This window comes from Thioalkalivibrio sp. HK1 (assembly GCA_000583135.1).
Classification (GTDB): domain Bacteria; phylum Pseudomonadota; class Gammaproteobacteria; order HK1; family HK1; genus HK1.
In genome coordinates this window covers 1-24,201 of the sequence record JFBG01000007.1, presented here as the reverse complement: position 1 = coordinate 24,201, position 24,201 = coordinate 1, and the positions used below count along the sequence as shown (strand labels likewise).

Below are 24,201 nucleotides of genomic sequence, written 5' to 3'. Positions count from 1 at the left end.
CAGATCAGCAAACAATACGGTACCCGAAGCACTCACGCGGGCTCACCGTATGGCACGCGACAGCTCGCGCTGTATCCGCCAAATACTGCCAAGCGTTCTGGGAGGCGACCGCCTTGCCAGATCAGCTTGGCGTGGGTGCCGTTCCGGGGGCAGTCGTTCGTCATATACCAACCGGATCGCTCACTCGAGAGCCCCCTTCGCTCACCGATCAGATCCCGGCAGTGGATCCAGCCCCAGTTCCCTCAAGAATTCGTTGTGCTTCGCCGTTGATTCTCGAATCTGCTTCTCGGCTTCGACCAACTCCTTATGCGTGGCCGCCAGGTCGATCGGCTCCTCCGACTTGGCGGTGCTGACATAGCGGGTGATGTTCAGGTTGAAGTCGTTTTTCGCGATCTCGTCCATCCCTACGCTTCTGGCGTACCGCTTGCAGATCTTCGGGCGATCCTTGTAAGTGTCAACAATCTTCTTGATATGCTCCTTGGACAGGGAGTTCTGTCGTTTGCCTTTATCAAAGTGCTCGGATGCGTTGATGAATAGGACATCGTCGGGCTTTTTGCACTTTTTCAGGACGAGGATGCAAACCGGAATTCCGGTCGAGTAGAACAGGTTCGCGGGCAGGCCGATGATGGTGTCGATGTGTCCGTCTTCGAGGAGTTTTTGACGGATCTTCGCCTCCCCGCCGCCTCGGAACAGGACGCCGTGCGGCAGGATGATCGCCATCACGCCGTCGTCCTTGAGGTAGTGAAACCCATGCAGCAGGAAGGCAAAATCCGCCGCCGACTTCGGGGCCAGTCCGTAGTTCTTGAAGCGCATGTCATCGCCCAATGTCTCGCCGGGGGTCCAGCGGTAGCTAAAGGGCGGGTTGGCGACGATGGCGTCGAAGAGCGGCTTCTTGGTGGGGTTGGTCTGGCGGAGCATTTCCCAATCATTGGTCAGCGTGTCGCCGTGGTGGATCTCGAACTCCGAGTCCTTCACCCCGTGCAGCAGCATGTTCATCCGCGCAAGGTTGTAGGTGGTGATGTTTTTCTCCTGCCCGTAGATCTTGCCGATGCCGCCGCGTTTTATGTGCTTGCGAACATTGAGCAGCAACGAGCCGGAGCCGCAGGCGAAGTCCATCACTTTGGCGATGCGCTCGCGCTTGCCGGTCTTCGGTTTCTGACCGTCGAGCGTGACGATCTCGGAGAGGATGGTCGAAATCTGCTGCGGCGTGTAGAACTCGCCGGCCTTCTTGCCCGAGCCTGCGGCGAACTGGCCGATCAGATATTCGTAGGCGTCTCCGAGTGTGTCGTCTTTGTCGGTCGAGAACTCGGCAAGGCCCTCGGCAATCTTGGTGATGATGGTGCAGAGTTTTGCGTTGCGGTCTTCGTAAGTCCTGCCGAGCTTCTCGGAGGCGAGGTTGATCTCGGAGAACAGCCCCGAGAATGTGCTTTCGAACGATTTATTCTCGATGTACTTGAAGCCCTCTTGGAGCGTGTCGAGCAAGTCGCCGTCTTGGGTGCGCGCCTTATGGGCGATGCTGGACCACAGGTGATCGGGGTGGATGACGTAATGCGCCTTGCGCCGCATCTGCTCCTCGAACGCCTTGATATCTTTTTTAGGGTTCTGCTCGTACCAGACAGACAGGGGTGAGCGCCCGCCGTTGCCGATGGCATCCGGGTCAGGGTAGTCGCGCCGGAGTTCCTTCTTCGCAGCCTTCTCGTAGTTGTCCGAGAGGTAACGCAGGAACAGGAATGCCAGCATGTAATCGCGGAAGTCGTCCGCATTCATCGCCCCGCGTAGTTCATCGGCGATGGCCCAGAGTGTTTTGCCGAGTTCGGCTTGGTTGTTCTTGGTCATGGGTTAGTCTTCATGGGCTTTGCTTCGGGAGAGAGTTCTGGAAGTGCGAACTCAAACCGCTTAACGATGTCGTCGAACATCCGACGGAACAGTTGCTTGTTATCTTCTCCCATCACAGTCGGATCGCTAACCGAGTACTTGCCGTGACTGAGAAGGTTCAGTGCCCGGTTGTAAAGGGCTTCGTCATCAAGGTCCTTCAAGCACACCCGGAGATCTCCATGGCCGAGGAAGGTCGCGATTTTCTCCAAAATGCTTCGCATAGCATTGAAATGGTAGGTGTATAGTCGATCCTCGTTGATGCACCTCTGCAGTTCTACTAGCACGGCCACATGCTGCAGATACGGGGTATCGCCCGTAGATTGGAGCGCGTACTCGCCGCCGGTGCCAGGCTGATGCATGAAGAACCGCTTGATGTCGATCTTCCCTTGGCCCTCCCGTGACCTGCCGAGTTCGTTGCACATCACGTTAAAGAACAGCGCGTGGTGCGACGACACGACAGTCCTGATCGGATCCGGCGTTCCGCTTGTGTTGTTACGGGAGGCTGCGTTGCGAACAAGAGCCGCTAGGTCACAAGCGACAGCGATGGCATTGTTGTCGTCAAGCGATGACACAGGGTCATCAATGTATAAATATCGCACCCAGTGGTAGGACTCATGCCCGTCGATAACGCGCTCACAGATCGCCATAAACACGCACCAGATAAAGATGTTCTCCTCACCGCGAGAGATCTTGATCCGATTTGCATCGCTGTTACGGAAGAAGACCGCCCATTCGTCGTAGTCAATATCGAAATCGAAGTCTGCATACCGCGACAGATAACCCGAAATATCAGGTTCTAGGGCCAGTTCTTTCATGCCACTGAAGAAAGTTGAGCCCTTATTAATTGTCAGGTGCCGATCTGTATCTCCATCGAGGTCGTTGTTCCACGTGAAAAGGTCTTCAGTAAATGCGTTGAAATAGAGGGTGTCAGTTGCACCCTTTCGCTTGCTCTTATCCTTGAACTCCATCGAAAGCCGCGTCTTCCCTGTTCGGTTGTACGCGAAGAGCAGAACGCAGTGTCGGCTCTGAGCTTCTTGGCGAATACGGTTGGCAAGAGTGCTCAGTGTCTTATATGACTTGACCTTGGGATTGTTCTTCATGGTGCGGACTCCCCTGCGGAGGGGAAGAGTTGTTGCAGCAAGCCCTTTTTATGTGTCTTGAGATATTCGAGTCTTTCGAACTGTGCAGTTATCTGGACATCGAGAGATGAAAGGCAGTCAGCGATTCGCTGCTGCTCGGCTTTCGCGTCGGGAATGTATACGACAAGCCGCGACAGCTGAGTCGGATAGAGATGAGCGACTGTGTCACCCTGAGCAATCTTGGCGAGTTCCCGACGCTGGGGACCGCTTAGGTAATAGCTAAAAAAGCGACCATCAACTGGCGAGCGAAGAATATTCAAATCGCTTCCCAAAGCGATACCGTCATCAACGACGCAAGCGCAGGTTGCGATGTCATCTTGGGTTTCGCCGGAGGCGGGAATGATTACATCTCCCGCTTTGCTAAGAACCAGATCAGAAGCGGCCAAGTTGGTTCTTGATTTGACAATTTCAATAACCTCACCATAAGAGGTGTATAGCTCGCCGTATCTGATACACGGCGTCCGCCCATCCTCAACGACATCAGATTTGGAAATGCCTTTGCCTTTCGATATCTCCGCGATCTCGCCAATTACACACCTTTGCCACTCCATCGCGTTTTGGAATTCCGGAAAGCGAAGGCGGGGCACGGTCTCGCCGGGCTGGGGGAAGAGCTGCTGCATCAGCCCTTGTTTGTGCTGCCGCAGGGCTGCAAGTTTCTGGTCCGCCGCCGCGATCAGGTCGTCCAGCGAGCCGAGGCAATCGGCGATTTTCTGTTGCTCGGCGGGTTTCGGAAGCGACACGCAGATGTCCACCAGATCAGACGAATTGATAGCCGGATAGTTCGAGCCTGTGCATTTCGACAAAACCCGATTAACAAATGAGTTCGTATGGAGCAATTGATAGAGAAACTTTGGGCAACCATGCGCACGAAGTTGCGCGTACCCCGTCGAAGCGACGTAGTCATAACCGTCGTCAATGTCAAAGAAGAGATTGTTTCGCTGATAAGGACGAACGGTCTGGTAGAGAATGTCTTTACGGCGCAGCAAACGTTGAGCCCGGCTGGGCGCATTGTCCCGCTCGATTTCCTTCCGTTCGACTAGGGTGCCGCTATTCACAGACTCAAGATCAATGTAGATGAACGATTCCGGCAGCCCGTTGTGTGTAGGATTGATATCGCTGGTGGTCGATAACGCCATATCGTTCCAAGGATGTTCGCTGACAAACTCCGGAAATCGCAGCCTTGGCAAGACTGGCGAACGCTTATCGGCGCTCACCTCACCCCTCCCTGCTCATAAGCACTCAGCCCCGAGATCTCCCGCCCATGCGCCCGCTTGTTCAGAAGCGGAACCAGATCGGCCATCAGGGCGAGTTCCCGATCGCGGCGTTCGCGCCAGCCAAGCTCAAGCGGCTCCATCAGGTCGGTGAGCTGCTCGCCGTCGAAGATCATGCGTTGCAGAATGGTGTCGACGAAGTCCGAGAGCGCCTCGGTCGTCAGGCCGTGGGCGCCGGCGATTTCGGCGATCTCCTTGGCCAGCCGTTCGGCCTTGAACTGCTCGTAGCCTTCGCGAATGGCGGCCTCGTCAAGCCCCTCGCCCTGCCTGAGTGAGCGGACGTATTCGGTGATCTCCTCCCGCTCATCCATGAACTTTGCATCGGATTCGATCATGCTGATCAGTTCTTCGCGGCTGATCTTGAGTTTCTCCGGGTCCTGCCCCGAGTACTCGGCGAGTAGTTTCATGATGTAGTCGTAGTCGATCAGAGCGGAGGCGAAGAGGACGAATTCGAATTCGAGCTGATCGACATCGGGGTTGACCGGCTCGCCCCCGGCGCCGGTGTCACCCCGCTGCTCCCTGAGGCGTCGGGCGGTCTCTATGTATTGACCGCGCAGTTCGCGCAAATCATCTTCGGGCAGGATGTCCTTGATCCTTTTCTTCTCCCCCTGATCCAGATCGGTATATCGGTCGAGCTTGATCCTGAGCCGCTGCACTTTCTTGAATCGGTTCACGAATTCAATCCGCGACATATCTCCTTTGAGGTTGTAAAGGCTTCGGGGCTCGGCGACCTCGTTGCCTCGTGTTATGAATTTCTCGATGTCCGCAACCGCCTTTGCGTATTCATCAATGACTGTGCGTGCCGGTTCGACCAGCCAGATCTCTTTAGCCTGGTCAGTTTGCACACCGGAGAAGAGCGCGATGGCGGCATCGACATTTTCTCGCTGCCCGCGAAAGTCGAGGATTTGTCCGTGGGGCTTGGTGCCGTTGAGAACGCGGTTCGTGCGGCTGAAGGCTTGGATGAGGCCGTGGTGCTTGAGGTTCTTGTCGACATATAGGGTGTTGAGGTACCTGGCATCGAAGCCGGTGAGGAGCATGTCGACGACGATGGTGATGTCGATGCTCTCCTTGCGGCGCAGGTTGCGATCGGAGAACTTCTGATTTTTGATGCGCTTCTGGATGTCTTGGTAGTAGAGGTCGAAATTGTTGATGTCGTGATTGGTGCGGTACTGCTTGTTGTAGTCCTCGATGATTGCCTTGAGCGCGGCTTTCTTGCCCTCGGGGTCGTTTTTGTTGTCCTCTTTCTCCTGGGGGAGGTCCTCTTGGATTTGCTGGACGTCTTGGTCGCCCTGGGCAGGCGGTGAGAAGATGGCGGCAATCTTGAGAGGGTCGAACTCGGGGTCGGCTGCCTGACGTTCGGCCTGAATCTCTTTGAAGACTTGGTGGTACTCGATCGCATCGTTGATCGATGCCGTGGCCAGCAGGGCGTTGAAGCGCCGGTCGCCGGTTGAGATGTTGTGCTTATCGATGATGGACTCGACCACCGCTCGCTTTTTGAGTGCTTGGCCCGGCTTGAGGGTCTCCGCATCCTTTGGCTTGTAGTAATCGACATGGAAACGAAGGACGTTCTCATCTTCGATGGCGTCGGTGATGGTGTAGGCGTGGAGCTGTTGTTGGAAGATTTCCTCGGTGGTGCGAAGGCTGGCGACGTTGCCCTCTATCTGCGGGATAGTCGCGTTCTGCTCGAAGATCGGGGTGCCGGTGAAACCGAAGAGCTGGGAGTTCGGGAAGAACTCCTTGATGGCTCTGTGGTTCTCGCCGAACTGCGAGCGGTGGCACTCGTCGAAGATGAAAACCATGCGTTTTTCGCGGAGGTGCTCGAGCCGCTGCTTGAAGGTCGAGCGCCCTTGATCGAGGTTCTGCCTGTTGCGCTTGCTGTTCTCATCGAGGGCAAGCCCGAGTTTCTGGATGGTCGTGACGATGACCTTGTCCGCGTAGTCCTCGGACAGGAGGCGGCGCACCAGCGCTGCGGTGTTGGTGTTTTCCTCGACGCAGTTCTTTTGGAAGCGGTTGAATTCATCGCGGGTCTGGCGGTCGAGGTCCTTGCGGTCGACGACGAACAGGCACTTGTGGATGTTCTCGTTGCTTTTGAGGAGCGTTGCGGCCTTGAAAGAGGTGAGCGTCTTGCCGGAGCCGGTGGTGTGCCAGATGTAGCCGTTGCCGCAGTTCTGGTCGATGCAGTCGACAATGGCCTTGACCGCGTAGATCTGATACGGGCGCATCATCATCAGCTTCTTATCGCCGGCGATGAGGACCATGTACTTGCTGATCATGTTGCCCAGCGTGCATTTGGCGAGGAAGTGATCGGCGAAGTCGTCGAGGTGGATGATCTTCGAGTTGTCCGGCGCCGCGAACCGGTAGACCGGGAGGAAGCGCTCGTCGGCGTCAAAGGCGAAGTGGCTCACGTTGTTGTTGGCGAAGTACCGAGTGTCCGTGCGGTTGCTGACGATGAAGAGCTGGACGAAGCATAGAAGCGTCTTGGTGTATCCGTTACCGGGATCGTTCTTGTATTTGACGATCTGCTCCATGGCTCGCCGGGGCTCGATCCCGAGTGTCTTGAGTTCGATCTGAACCGCGGGGATGCCGTTGATCAGGAGGATGACATCGTAGCGGTGGTGGCTGTTATCCGTGTTGATGCGGAGCTGGTTGACGACCTCGAAGGTGTTCTTGCACCAGTCTTTTATATTGATGAGCGTGTAGTTGAGCGGCGTGCCGTCTTCGCGGATGAATGTCTCGCGCTCCCGGAGAGACCGGGCGGCCTCGTAGACGTCCTGCTTTACGACCTGGTCGAGGAGCCGTCGGAACTCGCTATCGCTCAGCCTGACGCGGTTGAGGTCCTCGAACTTTTTGCGAAAGTTCGCCTCGAGCGAGGCGCGATCGCGGATGTCGCTGCGGTGCTCATATTTGAGACCGACAAGCCGGTCGATGAGAGACTGCTCGAGCTGACTTTCGGATGTGCTCATCGCTGTGGTGATCCCTCCCATTTTCCCTAGGTTGGCGGCATCCGGGCTGGTCGCCGGTTCGATGCCTGCACGAGACCGGTCCGCGCCGCCCCGGAGTCCGGATTCGGCCCGTCCACTGTTCCGGGAGACGCTTCCGGCTGTATGCTGCTTTCAATTATGACCGAATCGGATTGGCCTGTATCGCCGGTGCCTTTGCGTTTGAGCCGGCTAGGCTCGGAAACGGCGAGACCGTGAGCCCGCGCCTGCTCCGAACCCCGCGGCCTAGACCATCGCCCCGGCGGAACGACGCTCGCGCTCGGCGGCCAACCCCAGCGCAGGCAAAGCGGCTCTGCCTTGATCTCGGCGACCATCCATCGGCCGCAGCGGATCAGTCCGGTGGAGGAACTTCTGTCCATGGTTCACTTGAGAATCACTGCCGATACATCTATCATCTGCGCTTGGTCAGGGACAAAATTCGACTCCAAGTCGTGTGGTCTTCGGGTGTCGATCCGTAGACCCTATATCCCTGACCTCCCTATTCCCTGAAAGCCGCCGGATTGAGCGGCTTTCTTTTTGTGTACAAAACACCCCGCCTGCCTTCCTCCACCCGATCCAAGTCGTGGATCGCGACAACCTGCGGCCAGATCAGGCTCAAGAACCTCTCCTTTCGGCACTCGCAGAACCGCTGCAGTGCCCAAAGGCAATAGTCCACAGCCTGCATCTCAGATACAACGCACTAGGGCGACTAGATGCTCTGCTCGGCCTTCTCGGTCAAGCCCTTGCAAGTCCCCTCCGAGAGACTGTCGATACAGTTCTTCGCCATCAGCATCCTGATGCCGCGCATGCACTTCTCGGATGATGGGACTTTAGCAGGGGGTGTTGATTCTAGGTGTCTCTGGTGCTATCGTTACGCGCAAATGGATTGGGAGTTCCCGATCGGCGTAGGGGTGCGGTGGATATCGCACCCCTTCTGCTTTAACCGGCGCATCGACCATCGACTCGGTGACCAACTTCAGCAAAGACGAAGCGGCTCCTAGTAGACGATAGCGGATTATACGATAGGGATAGAGAGTACCAAAGCAACCACACCGATGTTTTTCGATAACTATATAACTATATGATCTATCAACAGCATATAACCAAGTTTTCGGGCGGGCGGTGCAAAGGATATAATTCGGCCGTTGCGAGCGTCATCGACAATATCGAATATCATTGCAATATCGATCGATCGGATATACCCTCGGTGCTTGTGCGCAAAGCGGGATTCCGTGGGGCGATGATGGTGTACATTAACGCACATCAATAGGATTCATTCATACATCGATGGACAAGGAGGATTCGACGATGGGACGATTGACCACGCATGTTTTGGATACGATGGCGGGCGGGCCGGCCGAAGGGGTGGCCATCGAGTTGTGGACCATGGACTCGGAGCCGAGTTGTTTGGTGCGAACGCTGACGAATGCCGATGGACGCACCGACCCCTTGCTCGAAGGCGAGCATTTTCGCTGTGGTCGATACGAGCTGCGCTTCATGGTCGGTCAATATCTGCGGACGAGGCATGCCGTCGATCTCGATACGCTTTTTCTCGATGAGGTTCCGGTGCGCTTCGGCATTCAATATCCGGAGCAAAACTATCATGTGCCCCTGCTCTTTTCCGCTTATGGATATTCGACCTATCGGGGAAGTTGACACTGCTCTTTTTCGTTTGGTGCGATGATTGATTTCTTGTAGGAGAATCGCTTCGGTACTCCATTTTCCCTATCGTATAATCTCGGTGTCTTCGAGGGAGGGAATGGCTTGGGGCCCTTCGTCATCGGCGCGATCTTTTTCTATGGAGGGCTCGTGTCGGCGGCGGTCGTTCGATCAAGATGCGGCGTTGAACAAGGGAGATCGAGGTCGATGCGCAATCATATTCGCTTTATCCGCAAGGGACAGATCGTGGAGTTATCCGATGTCTCGCCGACGGAAACCTTGCTCGATTACCTACGCTTGCGCGAACGATCTTGCGGTACGAAGGAAGGGTGCGCCGAAGGGGATTGCGGTGCTTGCACCGTTGCCGTCGGAAGGCTGAGAGCGGGGCGAATCGTCTACGAGCCGATCAACAGCTGCATCGCATTGCTCGGCATGATGGATGGGCTCGAGATCGTCACCGTCGACGATCTCGCTCCTTCCGACGAGCATCTTCATCCGGTTCAAAGCGCCCTTGTTTCGGCCCACGCTTCGCAATGCGGGTTTTGCACTCCCGGATTCGTGATGAGCCTGTTCGCTCTTTATCACTCTCGACAACGGGCGGATCGCTCCCTCGTCAACGATTGGCTTGCGGGAAATTTATGTCGTTGCACCGGTTATCGTCCGATCGCGGATGCGGCGCTTGCAGCGTGTACCGGCGAGCCGGACGATGCTTTTTCTCGGCGAAGCGCCAAGACGCACGCTCTGCTTGAGTCTCTCATCGATGATCATGATATCCGGATCGGTGATGACGAGTCGTTTTTCGCCGCTCCGGCGAGCGAGGATGCGCTGGTATCGCTCTTGGAGCGGCATAAGGATGCGACCATCGTCGGCGGGGCCACCGATGTAGGGTTGTGGATCACCAAGCAGTTGCGATCGCTGCCGCAGATCGTGCATACCGGACGGGTTGCATCGATGCACGAGGTGATCGTCGATGATGATCGGATCGAGATCGGAGGGGCGGTGACCTACGCCGAAGCGGAAGCCGCTCTCGCCCGTATCGACCCCGATATCGAGGAGTTGCTGCGCCGTTTGGGCTCCAAGCAGGTGCGAAGCTTGGGTACCATCGGTGGTAATATCGCCAACGGCTCGCCGATCGGGGATTCCCCACCGTGGCTGATCGTTTTGGGGGCGCAAGTGGAACTGCGACGAGGCGATGCGCGTCGTCGCTTGCCGCTGGAGGATTTTTTCATCGACTACGGGCGCCAAGATCGGGCTCTTGGGGAGATCCTCTTGCGCATCGTCGTCCCCCGCCCGGCGGCGAACGAACATTTCCGTTGCTACAAGATATCCAAACGATTCGATCAGGATATCTCCGCCGTGCTCGGGGCTTTTCTCTTTCGCATCGAGAAGGGGCGGGTGGTGCACGCTCGTATGGCGCTCGGAGGAATGGCGGCAATCCCGAAGCGGGCCTTCCATGTCGAAGGGGCGCTTGTCGGCTGCGAGATCGACGACCCCGATGCAAGGGCGCGCGCGATGGATCTGGCGGCCAAGGAGTGGGAGCGGGACTTTTCGCCCATCGACGATCATCGGGCGAGCGCCGCCTATCGTTTGCAGGTCTCGCATTCGTTGTTGACCAAGGCTCTAAACGAGGTGGCCGACCGGCCGACGAGCGACATGCGTTTGATCGATCGACGCGACCTGCACCGGATCGAGATCGGCGATTTGAACAACTCTCACGATTCCCATCCGAACGCGATGGATCCCGGATCGCCTCGATGAAGAGCCATCGGAAACGCAAATAAGATGCCGATAACCAACGACAGGATCGAAGATCGATCGGATCCCGATGTGGGGGCGAGCGTCGGGAGGGCTATGGCCCACGACAGTGCCGTGGCCCATGTCCGAGGCACCGCCGTCTATGTGGATGATCTACCGGAGCCCAAGGGAACGGTGCACGTCGTCCCCGGATATGCCGATATCGCCCGCGGTCGGATCGACACACTCGACTTGGAAGCGGTACGCAACGCTCCCGGGGTTTTGGATGTCCTCACCGCATCATCCATCCCCGAGGTCAACGATTGCAGCCCCGTTTTCGGGGACGATCCGATCCTCGCCGCCGACGAGGTTTCCTTCCACGGGCAGCCATTGTTCGCGGTGGTCGCCGAAACCAGAGATCAAGCCCGGCGTGCCGCTCGCCTCGCTCGCATCGAAGCCGAAGCGATCCGCCCGATCGTCGCCGTCGACGAGGGGATCGAAAACGGCGGCGATCTGATGCCTTCCTATACCTTCGAGCGCGGCAATCCGGCGCTTTCGATCAAGGCCTGCGAGCACCGCCTCGAGGGGCGATTTCGCATCGGCGGTCAAGAGCATTTCTACTTGGAAGGGCAGGTTGCCATCGCATTTCCCGGCGAGGGCGATGCAATGCGCATCCTGTCTTCCACCCAGCATCCGACGGAAATCCAGCATCTGGTTGCGGCCATGCTCGGCGTCCCCGATGCCGCGGTGGTCTGCGAATGTCGGCGGATGGGCGGGGGCTTTGGGGGCAAGGAATCCCAAGCGGCGCAATGGGCATGTCTTGCGGCGCTCGCCGCCCGCCGCACCGGTCGGCCGGCGAAGATCCGGTTGGATCGAGACGACGATATGAGGATGACCGGCAAGCGCCATGATTTTCGGGTGGACTGGCGCTGCGGTTTCGATCATGAGGGTTTGCTTGCGGGGGTCGATCTCGCATTCAGCTCCCGTTGCGGTTATTCGGCGGATCTCTCGATGGCGGTCAACGATCGCACGATGTTCCACGCCGACAACGCTTATTTCTATCCCGAGTGTCGAATTCTTTCCCGCAGGATCCGCACCGATACGGTCTCGAATACCGCCTTTCGGGGTTTCGGCGGTCCCCAAGGGATGCTCGCCGCCGAGCGGATGATGGATGCGATCGCGATCCACCTCGATCGGGATCCCTTCGAAGTGCGGATGCGCAATCTCTACGCCCCGGGGCGCGATATCACCCCCTTCGGGATGGAGCCCCAAGGCTATCGCCTGGTCCGGCGCATCATGCAAAGACTCGCCCGCACCGGCGAATATGCCAAGCGCCGTCGGGCCATCGCCCGCTTCAATGTCGCCGCCGCCGAAGGCGCCGGGCATCTGCGCAAGGGGATCTCGTTGACCCCGGTCAAGTTCGGAATCTCCTTCACCTTGAAGCATCTCAACCAAGCCGGGGCATTGGTCAATGTTTTCGGCGACGGCTCGGTACAGGTCAATCATGGCGGTACGGAGATGGGCCAAGGGCTGCATACCAAGATCACGCAGGTGGTGGCCGAGGAATTCGGCGTCGATATCGGGCGGGTGCGGATCACTGCCACTCGCACCGACAAGGTGCCCAATACCAGCGCGACCGCAGCTTCGGTGGGCTCCGATCTCAACGGCATGGCGGCATCGAGGGCCGCCGGGGTTATCCGTCGGCGCTTGGCGAGGCTTGCCGCAAGGCTCTTCCAAGTCCGTGAGAGGCAGGTATCCTTCGCTTACGGGCAAGTGCGGGTCGGCGAGGAGTCGATCCCCTTCGAGCGGTTGACGCAGCTGGCGGTCGAGGAGCGGGTTTCGCTTTCCGCAACCGGCCACTACGCCACCCCGGGGATGACATGGGATCGAGAGACGGTCAGCGGAAATCCCTTTTACTATTACGCGATGGGCGCCGCCTGCAGCGAGGTGAGCGTCGATATCACCACCGGCGAGATGCGGATCGATCGGGTCGATATCCTCCATGATGTCGGCCGTTCGTTGAACCCCGCCATCGATATCGGGCAGATCGAGGGAGGATTCGTACAAGGAGCCGGGTGGCTGACAACCGAAGAACTGGCTTTCGACGAACAAGGCCGTCTACGCACTCACGCTCCGTCGACCTACAAGATCCCGACCTGCTCCGACGTGCCGGCGGATTTCCGGGTGTCCTTGTTCGAACAAGGACGCAATCGGATGCCGACCATCCACCGATCGAAGGCGGTGGGCGAGCCCCCTTTGATGCTCGCCATCTCCGTGTTCAGCGCGATCACCCACGCCATCGCATCCTTGTCCTCGAGGCGATTGCCGCCTCTGGACGCACCGGCCACTCCCGAGGCGATTTTGCGGGCCGTCGCCGCATTGCGCAGCGAGGCGGGGTGAGCCCTTATCGTCCGGTCTTTATCGGCTCGCTTCGCTTAAATCGTAAGGATATCGGCGACGGAACCCTCAATGATGCGTACTTGGACGACACTTCTTTCGATGGTCGAAACGCACGGCCGCGCCGCCCTCGTTTCCTTGGCCGAAGTGCGTGGCTCGTCGCCCAGGGAGCCGGGGGCGAGGATGATTTTGGAACCTGCCGGAGGGTTTCACGGCACCATCGGCGGGGGCGCGATCGAGTGGGAGGCGATCCGAAAGGCGAGGGGGATGCTCACCGAATCGTCGAAGATACAAGCGACGTTGGATCGTTTCGCCTTGGGACCCGATCTCGGCCAATGCTGCGGCGGCAGCGTGCAAGTGCTCACCGAATGCTTCGACCGAGGAAGGCTCGACGAAATCCGGGCTTTTGCCGCACAAGAGGCGCAAGGGCGATTCATCACCCGAGGCCGGGTCGGTACGGAAAGAGTGGAGCGGGAGATCGTCGATATCCAAACCGCTACGGATGCTCTCGTAGAAGATAGCCCATCGGATTCGTCGATGGTTGCCCAGGGTCATGCCGATGCGCTTTCGGCGGTCGGATCCAAAGGCCGGGGTGGCCGGATCGCCCTTGCCGGCGATGGCACTTTATATGAAAGATTCGATGATACGCATTCGTCGGTATGGCTTTTCGGAGCGGGTCATGTCGGGCGCGCCTTGGTTTTGGCATCGGCGCCCTTGCCCTTCGATATCGTATGGGTCGACGAGCGCCCCGATGCCTTCCCCGAGCGCATGCCCGCCAACGCTCGCCCCTTGCCGAGCGAGGATGCCGCCGCCGAGCTCGCCCGCGCTCCCGATGGAGCGATGATCGTGGTGATGACCCACAGCCATCCTTTGGACCTTGCCATCGTGCATGCCGCTCTGGCTGAGGAGCGTTTCTCATATATCGGGCTGATCGGCTCGGCAAGCAAACGGGCGCGCTTCATTCGACGTTTGCGCGAGGCGGGGGTCGCATCGAAGGCGATCGATTCCTTGATCTGCCCCGTCGGGAATCTCGATATTCGATCGAAACTCCCGGCGGCGATCGCGGTCGGTATCGCCGCCCAGCTCTTGGAATATGCCGAGTCCATCGTCCCGATCCCACAAAAGATGCGTTCGAATCCGGTGCCGCCGAAGCATCGAAATTCTCATCCGGCACTGGCCGTAGGCGAAAGTCCATGATCTCGGACGATTCCGATTCGCAGGCTTCGAACTCGACTCCGAAGCCGAGCCCGGAGCCGGGATTGGAGTCGGCGCCTCCCGCAGCGGATGGCGAGGCGCCGCCCGATTATTTGCTCGAGGCGAATGGAATCACCAAGACCTTCGGGGACTTCACGGCCAATGACGATGTGTCGTTGCGTCTTCGCAAAGGCGAGATCCATGCCTTGCTCGGCGAGAACGGCGCCGGCAAATCCACCCTCGTCAAGATCATCTACGGATCGCTTCAACCCGATGCCGGTTCCTTGCATTGGCGAGGTAAGCAGGTTCGAGTGCCGAGCCCGGCCGTGGCCAGAGACCTCGGCATTGGCATGGTGTTTCAGCACTTTTCCCTTTTCGATGCCTTGACGGTGGTCGAGAACATCGCCTTGGTCATGACCGGGCGCTTCGACCCCGAGTCCTTGTCGGGGCGTATCGAGCAGGTGTCGGCGCAATACGGCTTGTCCTTGGATCCCTTCGCCCGGGTGGCGGATCTCTCGGTCGGCGAACGGCAGCGGATCGAGATCGTGCGCTGTTTGCTGCAATCCCCGAGCCTGCTGATCATGGACGAGCCCACCTCGGTATTGACCCCGCAGGAGGCGGATAGACTCTTCATTACCTTGCGTCAGTTGGCCGCCGGCGGCTGTGCGGTGCTCTATATTTCCCACCGGCTAGAGGAGGTCAAGGCCCTGTGCCATCGGGCGACGGTATTGCGCCACGGGCAGGTGGTGGCGCAGGTCGATGCCCGCCGCGAAACCGCCGCTTCCTTGGCGAGGTTGATGGTGGGCTCCGATGTGCATCGGATCACCGGCGGCACCGGTTCGCCGCTCGAAGAAACGATGATCGCCGTTCGCGATCTCGATCTGCCGGCGAACGGCCCCTTCGGGATCTCGTTGCATCGGATTTCGTTGGCGGTGCGAGCGGGCGAGGTGGTGGCGATCGCCGGAGTTGCGGGCAATGGCCAATCCGAACTCTTCGAGGCCTTGTCCGGGGAGCGCTTGGTCAAGCATAACGAAGCGATCGCCTTGGCCGGTACCGATTGCGGCATCGACGGGATTTCCGCCCGCCGCCGCCTCGGGGCGGCCTTCGTTCCCGAAGAGCGTTTGGGCCACAGCGCCGCCCCGACCTTCACTCTCGCCGAGAATATGCTGTTGACCCGCCACGGCTGCGATAGCGAGATGGTTGCAAGGGGAGGCTTCGTCGATCAACGATACGCGCAGCGCATATCGGAGCGGGTGATGCAGCGATTCGATGTGCGAAGCGGCGGCCACCTGAACCCTCCGGCCGGGGCGCTCTCCGGCGGCAATTTGCAGAAGTTCGTGATCGGGCGCGAGCTCGATCGGCAGCCGAAGGCGATCGTGATCAATCAGCCGACATGGGGTGTGGATGCGGGGGCGGCGGCATTGATCCGCCAAGCCCTGATCGATATGGCCAGAGCCGGCGCCGCGGTCTTGGCGATCAGCCAGGATCTGGACGAGATCTTCGCCATCGCCGACAAGGTGGCGGTGATCTCGCGCGGAGAACTCTCCGCACTTTTGCCGATCGGGGATGTCGACCGAGAGCGGATCGGGCTGTTGATGGCCGGCGAGCACGAAACCCGCCCCTTCGATGCCCCGGGCACCATCGACAAGACGAACGATGTGAACGATATGAAAAAAGGCAGCGAGCGCGATGCGGCTCATCCTTGAAAAACGCCCGGAGCGAAGCCGCTGGATGCCCTTCCTATCGCCGTTGCTGGCGATCGGCCTGACGCTCGTCGTCGGCGGCATCCTCTTCGCCGCCCGCGGGTTGGATCCCTTGCACGCCCTTTATGTCTATTTCGTCGAGCCGGTGACCACGTGGTGGTCGATCGAGGAGTTGATCGTCAAGACCGCCCCGCTGGTGCTGATCGGTGTCGGGCTTGCGATCTGCTTCAAGGCGAATATCTGGAATATCGGCGCCGAGGGCCAGCTGACCGCAGGAGCGATCGCCGGGGCCGCGATCCCGATCCTCCTGCCCGGATGGGAATCGCCGATGGTCTTGCCGCTGATGATCCTTTGCGGCATCGCCGGGGGCATCGCTTGGGCCGCGATCCCCGCCTTTTTTCGCCATCGCTTCGGGGCCAGCGAAATTCTGACCAGCTTGATGCTGGTCTATGTCGCGCTTTATCTGCTCGATTGGCTAGTGCGGGGTCCGTGGCGCGATCCCCACGGTTATAACTTTCCCCATTCGGTCAGTTTCGAGTCTTGGCAACTGCTGCCGACTCTGGGCGATGGAAGGGTGCATGCAGGGGCGTTGATAGCGCTGTTGGTGGTATTTACCCTGTTCATTATGATGTCCAAGACTTTGAAGGGTTTCGAGATTCGCATCAGCGGAGAGGCGCCCAAGGCCAGCGGCTTCGGTGGCTTTTCTCGTCCCCGCACTTTATGGTTCTGCTTCATCCTCGCCGGAGGGCTGGCGGGGCTGGCGGGGATCTGCGAAGTCGCCGGACCCATCGGCCAGTTGCAGCCCTCGATCTCCCCGGGCTACGGATTCACCGCGATCATCGTGGCCTTTCTCGGTCGTTTGAATCCGGTGGGGGTGTTGTTGGCGGGGATCGCGCTGGGGATCAGCTATCTCGGAGGCGAGGCCGCGCAAATCGAGCTGACGGGGGTTTCGGATAAAACCGCGCGGGTTTTCCAAGGCATGCTGCTGTTCTTCATCCTCGCCTGCGATACATTGATCCTCTATCGCTTGCGCTGGATCGGTACCGGCTTGGCAACGACCACCCCGAAAAGAGGTCAGGCATGATCGGAAGATTTCGCACCGGGCAACGGGCCGGGCGGTGTGCTCGACAAGATGGAAGATGCGATCGATGAGCCTGGTCGAAGCCGCTTTGGTTACCATCGTCGCCGCCTCCACCCCGCTTTTGCTGGCGGCGATCGGGGAGTTGGTGGTCGAGCGTTCCGGCGTGCTCAACCTCGGCGTCGAGGGGATGATGGTGATGGGGGCGGTCGCCGGCTTCGCGGCGGCCTATACCGTCGGCTCCGCCACCTTGGGTATCGTGGCCGCGGTGGTCACCGGTATCGCGATGTCGCTGCTATTCGCCTTTCTCACCCAGATACTGGCGGCCAATCAAGTGGCGACCGGGCTTGCCCTGACCCTCTTCGGATTGGGATTGTCAGGTCTCGTGGGCGAGCCCTTCACCGGCTTGCCCGGAGTCAAACTCGAGAGGATCGAGATTCCGCTGTTGAGCGATTTGCCGATCGTCGGCTCGGCCTTCTTCGCTCAGGATGTTTTGGTTTACGCTTCGTTCATCCTCACCATTGCAACCGCTTTCGTTTTATCGCGCACCAAAACGGGGCTCGTCATCCGCGCGGTGGGGATCAACCATCATTCGGCGCACGCTTTGGGCTATAAAGTGATCGCGGTGCGTTGCGCGTGCATCGCATTCGGCGGGGCGTGCGCGGGGCTGGCGGGGGCTCATCTCTCGCTCGCCTACACTACGCAGTGGATCGAGAGCATGACCGCAGGCCGGGGCTGGATCGCTTTGGCGCTGGTGGTCTTTGCGACATGGGTGCCGGGAAGGGTCCTCGTCGGCGCCTATCTTTTCGGAGCGGTTTGGATCATGGGGCTTTATGCGCAAGGATTGGGGGCGGGAATCCCTCCCCAGCTGCTTTCATCGCTGCCCTATTTGGCGACCATCGTCGCCTTGGTTCTGATTTCCGGCGATCGTATCTTGGCCAAGGCCAATACCCCGGCCTGTTTGGGGCAGGCTTTCGTGCCGGATCGTTGAGTTTTCCGCGCAGCGGCATAGGACGCTTCACGAATCTTTTTTTTGGATGCACCACCGAGATTCATCACCAAAAAGGAGTAAAGATCATGTACAAGAAATACACGGCCATGGCCGTCGGCATCGTATTGGCCGCGGTCTCCTTCGTTGCCTCGGCGGCGGATCTCAAAGTCGGCTTCATCTATGTGGGGCCGATCGGCGACCACGGATGGACCTATCAGCACGATCAGGGACGTTTGGCGGTCGAGAAGGAATTCGGCGATCGAATCGAGACCATCTACGTCGAGAATATCCCCGAGGGTGCGGATGCGGAGCGGGCGATCACCCGGCTTGCCCGTCAGGGCGTGGGGCTGATATTCACCACTTCCTTCGGATTCATGGATCCGACCATCAAAGTGGCGAAGAGATTCCCCGATGTCAAATTCGAGCACGCCACCGGCTACAAGCGCTCCGATAACGTCGCCACCTATTCCGCGCGTTTCTACGAGGGACGCTATGTGAACGGGCAGATCGCCGCCAGAATGTCGAAAAGCGGGGTGGTCGGTTATATCGCCTCCTTCCCGATCCCCGAAGTCGTGCGCGGTATCAATGCCTTCATGCTCGGAGCGCAGTCCGTCAATCCCGATTTTCAGGTCAAGGTGGTTTGGGTCAACTCGTGGTTCGATCCCGGCAAGGAAGCGGATGCCGCCAAGGTCCTGATCGACCAAGGGGCGGATGTCATCACCCAGCACACCGATTCCCCCGCTCCTTTGCAAATCGCCCAGGAGAAGGGAGCGCTCGCTTTCGGTCAGGCTTCGAATATGTTCGAATTCGCGCCCAAGGCCCAGGTTTCCGCCATCGTCAATAACTGGGCTCCTTATTACGTCGATCGAGTCAGGGCGGTGATGGACGGCACTTGGGCCTCGCAGGATGTCTGGCGGGGGATGGCCGAAGGGATGGTCGAGATGGCCCCCTATACCAATATCCCCGACGATGTGGCGGAGATGGCTCGCCAAACCCAAGCCAAAATCGCTTCGGGGGAGATGCACGTATTCAGCGGCCCGATCAAGAAGCAAGACGGCACGATGGTGATCGGCGAGGGCGAGCATCTCGATGATCAGACGCTGCTCGGCATGAACTGGTATGTCGAGGGTATCGACGATACTTTGCCGCAATGATGCGACAATAATTCTGCATCGTTGCCCGTATCGTTGCAATGCGGCTAGGCGTGTCGCTTCGGCGATTCGTATATCGGCCCAATGTTCGATGGATTGAAATCGCAAACGATTTTCGCGGTCGGGGCTTTTCGGAACGAGCCCGAAAAGCCCCGACCTGCGGGAAGAATGGCCATGCCGGATCGACGATCGGCTTGAATATCGGCTTGCCCTATCGTTTTCGGGCCATGAACGGGCCTGTTTTCGGCTTCGACGGGTCGGCAGATCACGACAAGCGACGAGAGGGCTGATGGAGGCGTTTTATATGGAAGCGCTCGAACCCTTCATTCTTGATTGGTTGAATCTTTTGCTTCGCTGGGCGCACCTGATTGCAGGGATCGCCTGGATCGGCACCTCTTTTTATTTCATCGCCCTCGATCGCTCGTTGCGACGAGAAGCCGACGACCCCGAAGGGGTGTTCGGCTCCGCTTGGGAGGTTCACGGCGGTGGCTTCTATCACGTTCGAAAATACATGGTCGCACCGGCGGCGCTCCCCGAGCGTTTGACTTGGTTTCGCTGGGAGGCCTACCTGACTTGGGTCACCGGCTTTTCCTTGCTGGTGGTGCAGTTCTATTTCAACGCCTCGATCTGGTTGATCGATCCCCAGGTGATGCCTTTGGAGCCTTGGCAGGGGATCGCGATCTCGGTTTCGAGTCTTTTCATCGGCTGGTTCGTCTACCACGCTATTTGTCGTTCCCCTTTGGGCAATAACCTGATCGCGCTGGCGATCACCGTCTTCGCTCTGCTGGTTTTCGCCGCTTGGGGCTATACCAACCTGTTTTCCGCCCGCAGTGCATTGCTCCACACCGGGATGCTGATCGGAACGTTGATGGCATTCAATGTCTTCGCCGTGATCATCCCCAACCAAAAGAAGATCACCGCCTCTTTATTGGCCAAAGAGCCTCCGGATCCGAGTCTGGGATTGATAGGCAAGCAGCGTTCGGTGCATAACACCTACCTGACCTTGCCGGTGATCCTGTTGATGCTAAGCGGCCACTACCCGATGATCGGCGGTCATCCGCAGGCGTGGTTGTTGGTCGCCCTTTTTCTCGTCGGCGGGGGCATCACCCGGCATGTTCTTGTGCATTTCGAAAGCGGAGCCGGCATCGGCAAGGTGGCTTTGCCGCTCGTGGCCATGGCCGGGATATTGGCGATTTTGGTGGGCATGACCGCGCCCAAGCCGGTAGCGGATGCAAGCGGCGCCGGTGCCGATGGCCAATCCGCCGAGCGGGTGAGCGATCTCGAAGTGCTGCGAATCGCCTATGTCCATTGCGTTTCGTGCCATGCCCACAAGCCGCTGAATCCGGGGTTCACCAACCCGCCGAATAATGTGGTGCTGGAAACGACCGCGGATATCCTTCGCTTCAAAGACACCATCGAGGCCTTTTCGGTACGTACCCACATCATGCCGCTCGGGAACAAGACCGATATGACCGAACAAGAGCGAGAGCGGCTAGGTCTTTGGTTGTCCCAGCAAGGCGCTGCCGGTACCCCGGCGGCGAAAGGCGAGCCCGCCGCGCAATGACCGAGGAAGCCTCGCTATCGATGACCGTCGATGCCGTCAATGCCTTGGACGAGACGGGTTTCGTTTCCCGCTTCGGTGATATCGCGGAGGATTCGCCTTGGGTGGCCGAGGTGGCCTTTGCCGCTCGCCCCTTTGCGGATCGAGAGGCGGTCATCGAGGCTTTCGCCGGTGCTTTGCGCAATGCCGCTCCCGCTTTGCAGATGGAATTGCTTTGCGCCCATCCGGATCTCGCCGGAAGGGCCGCGTTGGCCGGCGATCTCGCCCGAGCTTCCGCCGAGGAGCAGGCGCAAGCGGGGCTCGATCGGCTTTCTCGTGAAGAGTTCGATCGTTTTCATGCGCTTAACGATCGTTATCGTCGGCGTTTCGGCTTCCCGTTCATCTTTGCCGTGAAAGGAGCCACCAAGCAGGCGGTGATCGCCGCCTTCGAGCGTCGCATCGACAACGATATCGAGACTGAGCGGTCCACGGCTTTGGCCCAAGTCGAGCGCATTTTCAGGTTTCGCATCGAGGATAGGGTGGTCCAGTGACGGCAGGTGCCCGCGGGCGAGTGGTCCGCGGATCGGTATTGACCTTTCGAGCGGATCCGGCGGCGGTCGGTCCCCGTCGGGCGTTGCGCTTTTATCGACAAGGCGCGGTGGTGGCGGGCGAAGAGGGGCGCATCGTCTGGCGCGGACCTCATGCTCGCCTTCCCGATGTATTCAAAGACTTCCCGATCGATGATTACGGCGAGGCGTTGATCCTGCCGGGCCTCATCGATGCCCATATTCATTTTCCCCAGCACCGGATGATGGCCGCTCCCGGACGCGATCTTCTCGATTGGTTGGAGCGATTTACATTCCCCGAGGAAAAGCGCTACGCATCCGCATCCCACGCCCGCGCGGCCGCCCCTTTATTTCTCGATCGCCTGATACAGCACGGCACCACCGCCGCCTTGGTCTTCTCCTCGGTCCATCGGGTTGCGGTCGAGGCGCTCTTTACCGAGGCCCATCATCGCCGCCAAGCCATCATCAGCGGGAAGACGATGATGGATCGAAACGCCCCGGCTTCGCTGCGAGACGATCCCTCGATCGCATGCAAAGAGAGCGAGGCGCTCATCGAGCGCTGGCATGGCCGAGATCGCCTGCGCTATGCCATCACCGTGCGTTTTGCCATCACCTCCAGCGAGGCCCAACTGCAAAATGCCGGAGCGTTGGCCGCTCGATATCCCGATTGCCTCGTGCACAGCCATCTCTCCGAGAGCGCCGAGGAGATCGATCGGATCCGAAGGCAATTCCCGTGGGCGAAACACTATACGGATGTCTACGATCGCTTCGGCTTGGTCGGACCTCGCAGCGTTTTTGCGCACGGGATCCATCTTGGCGAGTCCGAATGCAGGCTGTTGGCCCGTAAAAAAGCGGTGATCGTGCACTGTCCCACTTCCAATACCTTTCTCGGTTCGGGACTTTTCGATATCGGCCATATCGCGCATCCCCAAAGGCCGGTGCGGCTCGGGATCGCAACCGATATCGGCGGCGGAACGAGCTACTCGATGCTCCAAACCATGGGCGAGGCCTATAAGGTGGCGATGCTTCGGGGAAGAAATCTGAGCGCTTTCGATCTGTTCCATCTCGCCACCCGAGGCAATGCGAAGAGCCTCGGGCTAGGCGATGAGATCGGCTCCCTCGAAAGCGGATATTGGGCGGATATGGTGGTGCTCGATCCATGCGCGACCCCGGTGCTAAAGGCGCGTCATGCGTTATCGCGCAGCCTCGAAGATCGGCTTTTCGCTCTTTCGATACTCGGTGATGACCGCGCCGTGCGAGCGACCTATATCGCCGGTCGCAGGGTTTGGGATGCCAAGGGTTCATCACCGGAATCATCGTCCGCTGCCGATGTCGGGGCCGATGTCGGTCGGCAAAATCGCAAGGCTTGATCGCTCGCCGATCGTTGAGCGTCGTTTGGAAACCGAAAAAGAACTTCGGTATCATGCCCTCGTTCCGAGAATGGATTCAATAGTATGTAATTCCTTTTCTTTGGCGGAGATGACTTCCTCGGGGGACATCTTCGCTCCCGTTGCGGATAGCCCGACGATGCCGGCATCGAGTGAGATAGTGTAGGTGCGAGAAGGTCATCGCTCGTGCTCATCGAAGGAGGTTGGGCGGGATGCCTTGCCGGTCGGGGGAGTTCCAAGCGATATAAGATAAATATGCGATCCGGTAAGTCAAGCGGGATTCGGAAGACGCGTCTGCGAGTGTGGGGGTGGTTAGGATACCATCCTAGGATATCATCATCGAAGGCTGTCCTGTCCGCATCGGGCGGGAGCATCGGATAAGGGGGCGGGGCAATGGACTGGAAGATCATCGGAACGCTCGGCGGTTTGGTGCTCACGTTGGCTTTATCGATGGCGGGCGGAGCATGGTGGATCGCCTCTTCGATTCACGATGTCGATAGCCGCCTGACTTCGCACATGTTGGGGATAAAGGATGATATTGCCGAACTGAAAGCCGAGGTCGGCTATATCAAGGGGCGGCTGGATCCGATCAAATTTGCGGAATGAGGAGAGCGATCAATGATGACCGGTTCTGATTGGATCCGCTCGATTCTGACAGGCTTGACGTTGGTGTCGGCGATCGTCTCCGCCATCCTCGCGTAACTCGGCGTTCGGTGATATGGAACCGAAGATCGGGACGATGCAATCCGATATCGTCGAGTTGAAGGTGGCGGTCGGCATCTTAGAAAGACCGATCGAATCGGCATCCCGAGACCGCTTTGAACGATCTCACATTGGATTCGTAAGTATAAGATTCCCATAAAAAGGGCGACTTGTCCTTCGGGAACAAGCCGCCCTCGATCGAAACTTACGAGACTTGGAACTTGGAAAAGCGAGTCAGGCCCTAGGCGCTCGCCTCTGCTCGTGCGCTAGTTATCCAAGACGCCGGTGGCGCTGTTGTTGACCAGCGCTCCGCCGCCTCCGGTGCGGGTCATCACCTGCACCGTGAAGTGCCGATCCGAGTGCAACTCGCATGACAGACCCATTCCTTCCCAGCGGTGCCCGATCAGCGATGCCAACTCGCTCGTTTGCAGATGCCTGACCGTCAGCCGGTCGATGCGACCTAGCACCCCTTCGTGCCGCATCCCGTTATCGCCGTAGCAGGCAAACGTCGTATTCGTGCAGTGCTGCCCATCGGGGGCGAGGCATCGGATGCGTAAATTGGTCTGCTCATCCCCGTCGGGCGAGGGTATCGATTCGATATCCACCCTTCGATTGTCATGCTCGAGATCGAGGACGCTTTCGAGCGCCGCGCTGTTGTTGACCAGCACCCCGTCGCCCGAACGGGTCCAAACTTGCGCCCCGATATTCTCCTTGCTGCGCAGCAGGCAACCCAAACGACCCTTGCCGAACCACGAATCCCCGGTATAGCGAACGATATCGGGCGCCCCCACCGTGCGCGTTCCCCACGCCGGTATCAACTCCGGCAGCCAGCCTT

Annotated in this window: 18 protein-coding genes; 12 read left to right on the top strand and 6 right to left on the bottom strand. The window is 58.9% G+C overall.

Translation table 11 applies throughout. The features are described from left to right. Positions 1-201: 201 nt before the first annotated feature. The 5 genes from BF99_RS0101905 to BF99_RS22745 are packed head-to-tail and all read right to left on the bottom strand — an operon-like array spanning position 202 to position 7,643. Positions 202-1,836: a type I restriction-modification system subunit M gene (locus BF99_RS0101905; RefSeq protein ID WP_025769531.1), complete on the bottom strand. Its 1,635-nt coding sequence runs from the start codon at positions 1,834-1,836 to the stop codon at positions 202-204. Next, positions 1,833-2,975, bottom strand: coding sequence for an AAA family ATPase (locus BF99_RS0101900; protein ID WP_025769530.1), 1,143 nt, complete (start codon positions 2,973-2,975; stop codon positions 1,833-1,835). Before BF99_RS0101900 ends, BF99_RS0101905 begins: the two co-directional genes overlap by 4 nt. Further along, on the bottom strand, positions 2,972-4,228 hold the full coding sequence (locus tag BF99_RS21730; protein ID WP_156013121.1) for a restriction endonuclease subunit S: 1,257 nt from the start codon (positions 4,226-4,228) through the stop codon (positions 2,972-2,974). The genes BF99_RS0101900 and BF99_RS21730 overlap by 4 nt, the downstream gene beginning before the upstream one ends. Continuing rightward, a complete protein-coding gene (locus tag BF99_RS0101890; protein WP_025769528.1) occupies positions 4,225-7,248 on the bottom strand; it encodes a type I restriction endonuclease subunit R in 3,024 nt (1,007 codons plus the stop codon). Before BF99_RS0101890 ends, BF99_RS21730 begins: the two co-directional genes overlap by 4 nt. Before the next feature lie 26 nt (positions 7,249-7,274). Further along, positions 7,275-7,643 (bottom strand): hypothetical protein, encoded by a 369-nt coding sequence (locus BF99_RS22745; protein ID WP_156013120.1) that lies wholly within the window; start codon positions 7,641-7,643, stop codon positions 7,275-7,277. Between the two features lie 928 nt (positions 7,644-8,571). Between BF99_RS22745 and uraH the strand changes: the two genes are divergently transcribed. From uraH to BF99_RS0101805, 12 genes are all read left to right on the top strand, one after another. Beyond that, entirely contained in the window at positions 8,572-8,919 is a 348-nt protein-coding gene (gene uraH / locus BF99_RS0101865; protein ID WP_025769525.1) for a hydroxyisourate hydrolase, read from the top strand. Positions 8,920-9,129: 210 nt separating this feature from the next. Further along, a complete protein-coding gene (xdhA, locus tag BF99_RS0101860; RefSeq protein WP_025769524.1) occupies positions 9,130-10,680 on the top strand; it encodes a xanthine dehydrogenase small subunit in 1,551 nt (516 codons plus the stop codon). 24 nt (positions 10,681-10,704) lie between these two features. After that, positions 10,705-13,056, top strand: a complete 2,352-nt coding sequence (xdhB, locus tag BF99_RS0101855; RefSeq protein WP_025769523.1) for a xanthine dehydrogenase molybdopterin binding subunit — start codon at positions 10,705-10,707, stop codon at positions 13,054-13,056. Positions 13,057-13,125: 69 nt separating this feature from the next. After that, positions 13,126-14,250, top strand: a complete 1,125-nt coding sequence (gene xdhC / locus BF99_RS0101850) for a xanthine dehydrogenase accessory protein XdhC (RefSeq protein WP_025769522.1) — start codon at positions 13,126-13,128, stop codon at positions 14,248-14,250. Further along, positions 14,247-15,953 (top strand): ABC transporter ATP-binding protein, encoded by a 1,707-nt coding sequence (locus BF99_RS0101845; RefSeq protein ID WP_081759063.1) that lies wholly within the window; start codon positions 14,247-14,249, stop codon positions 15,951-15,953. Before xdhC ends, BF99_RS0101845 begins: the two co-directional genes overlap by 4 nt. Then, positions 15,937-17,034, top strand: a complete 1,098-nt coding sequence (locus BF99_RS0101840) for an ABC transporter permease (RefSeq protein ID WP_025769520.1) — start codon at positions 15,937-15,939, stop codon at positions 17,032-17,034. The genes BF99_RS0101845 and BF99_RS0101840 overlap by 17 nt, the downstream gene beginning before the upstream one ends. A 64-nt stretch (positions 17,035-17,098) precedes the next feature. Further along, positions 17,099-18,019 carry an ABC transporter permease gene (locus BF99_RS0101835; RefSeq protein WP_197019008.1) on the top strand — a complete coding sequence of 307 codons (921 nt, stop codon included), beginning with the start codon at positions 17,099-17,101 and terminating at the stop codon, positions 18,017-18,019. Positions 18,020-18,105: 86 nt separating this feature from the next. Further along, complete coding sequence (locus tag BF99_RS0101830; protein ID WP_051482738.1) at positions 18,106-19,173, top strand: BMP family ABC transporter substrate-binding protein; 1,068 nt, start codon at positions 18,106-18,108, stop codon at positions 19,171-19,173. Between the two features lie 286 nt (positions 19,174-19,459). Beyond that, complete coding sequence (locus BF99_RS0101820) at positions 19,460-20,734, top strand: urate hydroxylase PuuD (RefSeq protein WP_025769516.1); 1,275 nt, start codon at positions 19,460-19,462, stop codon at positions 20,732-20,734. Then, the gene (uraD, locus tag BF99_RS0101815) at positions 20,731-21,261 is read left to right on the top strand and encodes a 2-oxo-4-hydroxy-4-carboxy-5-ureidoimidazoline decarboxylase (RefSeq protein WP_197019007.1); all 531 of its coding nucleotides are present in this window, start codon (positions 20,731-20,733) and stop codon (positions 21,259-21,261) included. Before BF99_RS0101820 ends, uraD begins: the two co-directional genes overlap by 4 nt. Then, complete coding sequence (gene guaD, locus BF99_RS0101810) at positions 21,258-22,646, top strand: guanine deaminase (RefSeq protein WP_025769514.1); 1,389 nt, start codon at positions 21,258-21,260, stop codon at positions 22,644-22,646. The genes uraD and guaD overlap by 4 nt, the downstream gene beginning before the upstream one ends. Positions 22,647-23,057: 411 nt before the next feature. Further along, entirely contained in the window at positions 23,058-23,270 is a 213-nt protein-coding gene (locus BF99_RS0101805) for a hypothetical protein (protein WP_025769513.1), read from the top strand. A gap of 362 nt (positions 23,271-23,632) precedes the next feature. Here BF99_RS0101805 and BF99_RS23245 read toward each other — a convergent pair. Beyond that, on the bottom strand, positions 23,633-24,201 hold a 569-nt coding region (locus tag BF99_RS23245; protein ID WP_038096929.1), incomplete at its 5' end, for a hypothetical protein.